The sequence below is a fragment of the Gemmatimonadota bacterium genome, assembly GCA_026705765.1.
Lineage (GTDB): Bacteria > Latescibacterota > UBA2968 > UBA2968 > UBA2968 > VXRD01.
Window position 1 is genome coordinate 1 of sequence record JAPPAB010000071.1, and the last position, 7,109, is coordinate 7,109.

The window sequence follows — 7,109 nt, forward strand, 5'->3', positions numbered from 1 at the left end:
CTCGCCGCCATTGACCGTAATATAGGAATTGTTGGACATATTCTGCGCCTTAAAGGGCGCCACCCGCAGACCATCTTGGCGCAAAATGCGACACAGGGCCGCCACCAGCACGCTCTTGCCCACATGAGAAGCCGTTCCTTGCACCATCAAAACGCGGCCCAGTGGCGACAACGCACGGGATAAACCAGTATCCAAATCGCTCATTAAAATCCAAATAAAAATTTTGTGGTTGCTTTTTCGCGCTATATTCAGCACAAAAGATAGGGCTCGACCATAAAAAGAGCAAGCCCCAGATCAGTCTGCTGAATTGGGGCTTGGTGAAATATAATAACCGCTAAATTAAAAGAAAAACATCTTGTAATGCACTTTAACACTCCGCCCTGTCTCGGGCATCACGGATCGAATGCGCGAGAGATGGTTGCGGTATTCCGTATCCAAAAGGTTATCAACAGAGAGAATAATACTATGGCGGGTATGGTCGGTATTAATATCGCGCTGTGCATACACACCAAAAACAGCATAGCCATCCGTAGGCTCTTCGAATATATCCACCCGCTCCTGTCCTGCGACAAATTCCGCAGTCCCACCAACCGTAAGAAAGGGATGCTGATATGTCGTACTGCCCACAAACTTGAGCGGTGGCATCTCGGGCAGAGGCAAATGCTCATCCCTGTTCTCGCCGCGCACATAACTACCGTTCAATTCCAGATTCAAACGCGTATTCAAACGCCACCCCAGATGCATCTCCAGGCCCAAAAATCGCGCGGCAACACCATCGGCAGCGTAAATCGGCAAAAGTTGGGCAAAATTGATCTCTCCGGTATTGCGCGGGGCAATATAGGTATCAAACTCGTTCCAATATCCACTCAAAACAAAATCGAAACCCGGTTGCAGATAGTGAAAAAAGACCTCGAAGCCCAGGCTCGTTTCGGCCCCGAGATCGATATTGCCCACCTCAAAAGTGTATGCAGCCAGATGGGGTCCATCGTTATAAAGCTCTTCAATAGTAGGCTCCCGCTGGGATCGGCTGAAATTGAAACCGCCCGTTAGCTGATCGGTAATGTTCACAAGCGGACTAATCGCCGCAGACCAGGCGTGAAAGGTGCGACCTACACGGAGAGCCGCCAGACTCCTTGTCGTCGGACGCGGATCAAAGTCGGCATACGTATAACGCGCAGAGGCTTGAAATTCGATATCGCGATAAATAAATTCGTGGTAGAGACCTAATGAAGCGCATTGCTCTCGCGTGGGCGGCGTAAAAACAAACCCCCCCAATTTGAGGTTATGATGGCCAAAGCCCAGGGACAGAACGGTATTTCGCGTCTGGCCCTGTGTGTTCATAAGCAATTTGAGATCACCGCGGTAGTCGTGGAACAAAAACTCGGACCCAATACTGCCACTGGATTCATACTCGAAGTGGTGATAGAAGGTCCTGGTAAAATCCATCTCTACACTACTGAGCACCTGGTGATCAAAATGGAAGGCCGCCCTGCCATCAAATATCCGGCGATCAATATCCAGATCTACGCCATTGGGATGCCCGCCAATAAATCCACCGGGAATGCCATATTGAGTATCGAACTGATCAAAGGAAGCACCAATATATCCCCGGCCAGTGGGATATGACAGACCGAGCGTATGTGTGCGCGTGTCAATAGGTGTGTTGACAAGCCTGCCAATGGGGGTTTGCACATCCCGGGTATTGCGGTACGTGGTCTCGGCATACAGCGCAAGCGGACCCACGGGCACGGTAATCCCAGCGGCAGAGAGATACCCCCGATTGACCGTCTCGCCATAAGCACCAACACTGCCAAAAACGCGCTGCGGATGGTATTCCGGTATCTTCTGTTTCACCACATTGATAACCCCGCCAATAGCCGATGCCGTGTGAAGCAGGATGCGCGGTCCCCGAATAATTTCGAGACGTTCTGAATTAAAAGGCTCAAGCGTAACCGCGTGATCAGCAGAAGTAGCGGATAAATCCCGAGTCTCGATACCATCTATATTGATCTGCACGCGATCGCCACTGAGACCGCGTATAACCGGGCGAGCAGGTGCAGGTCCCATGCTGCGAATGGCAACGCCGATTTCGTTTTTCATCGTCTCTGCAAGCGTGAGACTGTACTTCTTCTGAAGCTCATCTCCAGAAAGCACGCCAGTCGCTTCGTACAATTCTTCAAAGCGCGTCTCTGCACTTTGGGCGACCACCTCAATGGTATCCGCAACAATTTCCCGGGCAACCATTTCGATGTACAGAATGGGCAATTTCTCACCTGAAACCCTTATTTCCCGACTCACCAATCCATACCCGACACGAAAAAAAGACAGACGATAAACACCCTGCGACAGACGCAAGAGAAAACGGCCCCGTTCATCGGTTATTGTACCCACCGCGTCATCATCGAGTATGATATCGACATTGTCAATTGTGCGTTGGGTCTTGTGATCAAAAACATATCCCTCGAGCAAACGCGTATCATCCGACGCGCTGATCGCGGAAAAGCAGACCACAAAAACGAGAATGAAGGCTGTAAATCTCAAAACATACCTCCTATAAAAAGCCCTCACCCTGTATTTGAAAGACCGGGTGAGGGCAAAGCAGTTACTAATCAACATGCACGGGAATGGGAATGGTGCGAAAATCCACATGATCGTCGTGCGTGACCTGGAGTTCAATCGTAGTTTCGCCTACCTTGAGACCACGCAGGTGAAAATCAAACTTGCCGACATCGTCGGCATCCTGAACAACTTCCAAAACTGTGGGATCGGCAATCGCCCATGTAAATTTGAAATCCGGATCATCTGGCGGGTCAATCTCGTCGCCATGGTCATCCAGAAAACGGATGCTCCAGTGCGGTGTTTCCTCATTGAGGGGTGCGTCGAGATGATCTTTCCGGCCACCGCTGGCATCAATCTGCCCTTGATAATAGCGGAAAAAACGATTGCCCGAATCTATAATAACCAGACCCTCGGGTTCGAAATGCTCTTCCTGGTGATACGTCGGTCCGTCACTACCACCGCCGATCACCACGACAGCCAGAACTGCCACAGCGGCAAAGGTGCGTTGAAAAGATTTTCTTGCAAAAAACATGATAGTCTCCTGAATATTACGCGAAAGAATAAAACTTGTACAGATTTAATTGTAAAGTAGATATAGCTATTGCGATAGAACGGCAACCATCTATCTACGTGCGGACCACAGACAGTTGGTACACCATTTAATTCAGGAAACTACTGGAGGGGATCGGCTCTGAGGTGAAAGGGAAAACTGGCGGGATAAAAATGTGGGGTGCGGCAGAGCGAAAAAACAACAGGCGTATAATGCACTCAAAATGACTATGGCACTGATAAGACCACTAAAGCTATAAACCCAATGACAAACGAGGCAATGGGTTTCATGTTCAATATGCTCAACCACATGCCCAAAGGCAAGGGAAAACGCACCGACGAGCAATATGGCGATCAGCGTTTTAACGAACGGATGTCTGGTGTAGAGATTCATTTTTAATACTATATGGGGCTACCGCGAGCAAAAATAGTTGTCTATCAGTGCGTCTATTTGTCCCCTGCGGAATGCGCTCGCAATTGTCTAATCGATTGCAATCGCAAAAGCAGCTTTTCGAGATTTGATTTTAGTTCTTTTTGGATCTCGACCATTTGCTCGGGCGTCACCTGTAGATCTTCTTTTTCGTGATGGTGTTCATGCCCGTGATCATGCCCGTGATCATGGGCCTCTGCCGAGTCATCTCCCGGCACTTCAACCACACTTTTTTCCCACAATTCAAAGTCTTTTTCGATAACCTGAAGACTATCGCGTATTTCCACAGCATGATGTGAAAGTGACTTTAGACTATCCAGTTGATTCTCAAATTGCTTTTCAATTTCCATCATCGCCCTGTGAATATCCGTCGCCTGTTGCAAGTGGTGTGCATCTTCTTTATTTTCTCCCTGGCAAGAAACAAAGAACGCAAACACTATAACACTTATCACTTTGAGCCGCATTGGATTTTGTCTCTCCATATTTTACGTCTCCTTTCACATGTTTATCCTATTTTTCACAATCATCTTTGCGACATAAATGATGATTTCGAATATGACCTGAGATCAAAAATCCCGACCCTAAAACGGTCCCCGCCCGTTCCCCTATTTCCCCAAAAAGATCATGGCCAACCATAACCATTACGACGAGAAGGGACAGCCCGAGGATACCGAAACCAATGACAAATTGATCTTTATGACGGCGACACCCCAATCCAAGAGCAAGAATGCTGGTAGGCAGAATCAGCCACATCAAAAGCCCATGAAAATGTTCATCGCCAACAAATGTAGTTGCCAACAACGGAAACGCAATAAGTGCAACAGGCAATGTCAAACAATGGATCGCACACATTGTTGAAAGAACAATGGCGATTTTGTCACCTGCGGTTTGATAGCTCAAACGCGCCATTTATGATCTCCTTTTTATTTCTAATAACGACACACTTAATATGTATCACCAGGATTGTTTTTCATATTACGCGTCTCCACCACCTCGGCTTTGCTGATGCGAAAAAAGAGTTCGGAAGGATCTTTTTGCAACAATTCCAGACGACCTGTAACGGTAACGGGATAATAAGTAAAATCAATTGGTTTGCTCGGGTAAACATCTACAAGAGACTCAGGCCCACCTCCACCTGCACAAAATGAACATCCCCCAAGTGAATACGGAGTCAAAACAAAACGCGCCTGTTTTTTTTGAGCCGATAGCGGAATCATAAATCCGACAAGCTCGACGTATTTGCCATTCACTTTTTTTAACGTATCGGAAAAAATGGGTACAAAGGTCGGCGCATAAGGATCATAACTCACCGTCGCAAGGGTTTCCCAAAGCGAACCCTTCATCATCTGGGGCAACGGAGCCTCCTGAAGCTCTGGGCGATGGTCTAATGACGAGGGCGGTGTCTCACTGCCAGTATCTATTCTCAAAACCACAGCAAATAACAAAATAAACATTACCGTGCGTTGTATATTCATCACGATACCTCCACCAGTGTTTGTGCAACATCTGTCCGATAGACCTGAAGTGCAGGTATAAGAGCCGATACACTACCCAACACAAGCGCCAGACCAATGAGCCAGAATTCATCGGACAAAATAATCCATCCCGTCAAATTTATATGCTGTGCCTCGCGCACCCATGCGCCAATCACCTCAGTGCTGGCATGCCCAAGCACAAAACCCAATCCCGTGCCCATAAATGTAAGCAAAATCCCCTCCAAAAGCACCTGAATAAAAAGTTTACCGCGACTTGCCCCCAGAGCACGCATCATAGCCAGATCGTATCGCCGATCTTTCATCGCATTATAAAGCGCCACAAAAATGCTCAACGCCGCTGCAAACACCAGAACCCCACCAAAAACCCGCACCACCTCCAACCCCACACCGAGCAATGCAAAAAGGCGCGTTGTCTCAAATGCGGGAGACGCAGCCTGAAATTTGGTCTCTTTGTTCACATACCTCGGGAATGACACGGCTGCGATGGGTGAACGATAGCGAATCAATAAGCCCGTAACTTCGCGCTCGGCATCGGCTTCACTGTCCATCGGCAAACCCAGAACATCGCGTGCGCGGTTCTCATCGGCCTGGCTCTCCAGGTGGTGATCCAGTCCATCGCCCTCTTCTTCATGGGGTTCGTGAACCAGCCAGACCGTTTCCACAGCAGTCAGTAACAAACGGTCAATAATCGAACCCGTTGGTTGCAAAACACCCACCACGCGAAACGGTTGCGATTCGTGTTGTTCAGAAGCTGTTTCTGCGGTCAACCCATGCGAACTAATAACCTCATCGCCCAGTGCAAGACCCGTCTCGCTGGCAACCTGCGCGCCTATGACCACCTGGTATGGTGCATCCCAAAAGGTACCGTCAACCAATTCCGCCCGGTAGTGTTTGGCGTATGCGGATGTCGTTCCCACAATGCGATATCCCCGATAATTATCCCCTAATGCCAGGGGTATCGCCTGTGCAACCGCTCTGTTTTTTGCCAGTTCACGCGCCTCTAAAAGCGGTATATTTCCCGTTGGCACATCAACGTGAAAGACACTGGATAAAATCAATTGCAAAGGACTGCCCTTAGCACCCACAACAACATCAATATTTTCAACATTGCGGTGCAAATTATCTTCAAATTGTTCGCCAAAAAGCAACAAAACAACGACAATACCCGTTCCAAGTCCCAACAATATCATATTGAGCAATGTATTCAACTTGCGCCGATAAATATAGGCCAGACTAATTTTGAAGAGATTCATGCGGGCAATTCCACCTGTTCATCGAGCGCAATACAATGGTCAAAACTATCGGTAATGCGATGATCATGTGACGCCACCACCAGAGTTGCCTGAACCTCTCGCGCCGATGACGTGAGCAAATCCAACACCTGCTTGCTGCGCGCGTCATCCAATCCAGATGTCGGTTCATCGGCCAACAGCAATTGGGGGCGGTTAACAACAGCCCGGGCGATTGCCACGCGCTGTTGTTGACCAAAACTCAGTTCCGATGGATAAGCGTGTTCGCGACCTGCGAGACCGAGAGCCGCAAGCACCTGTTGGACACGCGCTTTGTCCTGCTGTACACCGGCCATATAATGCGCCATAAGCAAATTTTCCAGCACCGTAAAAACCGGGAACAGGTGAAATTGTTGAAAAACAATGCCAATGCGTTGCCCGCGAAATCGATCGCGAGCAGTCTCTGTCATTGCATAAATATCCTGTTTGGCAATATGCACACTGCCCTGTGAGGGCTTTAACAAACCAGCTATAATATGCAAAAGCGTCGTCTTCCCGCTTCCCGATGGCCCGTGCAACAGCCATTTTTCATCGGGCTGAGCCTCAATATATTCTGGCAAGTCCAATACAAGACGACTGCCATAAACATGCCCAACGTGTTTAAGTGCAAACATGAGATAGTATTCAAAAAATGCGATGTGTGACTTCTAAATGTGCCGTCAAAATCGAACGGACGAGGCCGTTTCGGTCATGCGGGATCCTCGGCCATGATAAGCTCCGGAAACGGATTCCGGAACCCTGCCCAGGTCTTGCTGTTAGCGGAGGCGAGATGCTCGTCGAGCAGAC

At 48.6% G+C, this 7,109-nt stretch carries 8 protein-coding genes; all 8 read right to left on the reverse strand.

All coding sequences use genetic code 11. The annotated features are described in order from the left end of the window. The coding region (locus tag OXH16_09305; protein ID MCY3681582.1) for a cobyric acid synthase CobQ at positions 1-162 on the reverse strand (162 nt) is incomplete at its 3' end. Positions 163-339: 177 nt separating this feature from the next. Continuing rightward, a complete protein-coding gene (locus tag OXH16_09310) occupies positions 340-2,541 on the reverse strand; it encodes a TonB-dependent receptor (GenBank protein MCY3681583.1) in 2,202 nt (733 codons plus the stop codon). A gap of 64 nt (positions 2,542-2,605) precedes the next feature. Continuing rightward, positions 2,606-3,091 carry a hypothetical protein gene (locus tag OXH16_09315; protein ID MCY3681584.1) on the reverse strand — a complete coding sequence of 162 codons (486 nt, stop codon included), beginning with the start codon at positions 3,089-3,091 and terminating at the stop codon, positions 2,606-2,608. Between the two features lie 464 nt (positions 3,092-3,555). Continuing rightward, positions 3,556-4,020, reverse strand: coding sequence for a hypothetical protein (locus OXH16_09320; GenBank protein ID MCY3681585.1), 465 nt, complete (start codon positions 4,018-4,020; stop codon positions 3,556-3,558). A 28-nt stretch (positions 4,021-4,048) separates the two neighbouring features. Further along, positions 4,049-4,447 (reverse strand): MerC domain-containing protein, encoded by a 399-nt coding sequence (locus tag OXH16_09325; GenBank protein MCY3681586.1) that lies wholly within the window; start codon positions 4,445-4,447, stop codon positions 4,049-4,051. A 35-nt stretch (positions 4,448-4,482) separates the two neighbouring features. Next, positions 4,483-5,013 (reverse strand): DUF3299 domain-containing protein, encoded by a 531-nt coding sequence (locus tag OXH16_09330; protein MCY3681587.1) that lies wholly within the window; start codon positions 5,011-5,013, stop codon positions 4,483-4,485. Then, positions 5,013-6,287, reverse strand: a complete 1,275-nt coding sequence (locus OXH16_09335) for an ABC transporter permease (protein MCY3681588.1) — start codon at positions 6,285-6,287, stop codon at positions 5,013-5,015. Before OXH16_09335 ends, OXH16_09330 begins: the two co-directional genes overlap by 1 nt. Next, positions 6,284-6,937 carry an ABC transporter ATP-binding protein gene (locus OXH16_09340; GenBank protein ID MCY3681589.1) on the reverse strand — a complete coding sequence of 218 codons (654 nt, stop codon included), beginning with the start codon at positions 6,935-6,937 and terminating at the stop codon, positions 6,284-6,286. Before OXH16_09340 ends, OXH16_09335 begins: the two co-directional genes overlap by 4 nt. Between the last annotated feature and the right edge of the window lie 172 nt (positions 6,938-7,109).